The organism is Ensifer sp. ENS08 (assembly GCF_014852195.1).
Taxonomy (GTDB): Bacteria; Pseudomonadota; Alphaproteobacteria; order Rhizobiales; family Rhizobiaceae; genus Ensifer; species Ensifer adhaerens.
The window spans coordinates 1-255 of sequence record NZ_JACVBF010000095.1 but is presented as its reverse complement, the minus strand read 5'-3'; the positions used below and the strand labels follow the sequence as shown (position 1 = coordinate 255).

Sequence of the window (255 nt, the reverse complement as noted above, 5' to 3'; positions counted from 1 at the left end):
TGCGGCTGCGCAGGCAATGGTCGGTGACCGACAGCAGCGTATTGGCATCCGGCGGCAGGTAGACGCGGACGACCTCAGCCTTCTTGTTGACGACATGATCAATGAAGCCCGGATCCTGATGGCTGAAGCCGTTGTGATCCTGCCGCCAGACATGGGAGCTCAGGAAATAATTGAGCGACGCGACCGGCCGGCGCCAGGGGATCTCATTGCAGACCTTCAGCCACTTGGCGTGCTGGTTGAACATGGAATCGATGA

At 59.2% G+C, this 255-nt stretch carries 1 pseudogene; it reads right to left on the bottom strand.

The features are described from left to right. A pseudogene (locus IB272_RS34655) lies at positions 1–255 on the bottom strand (phosphoketolase); the annotation flags it as partial.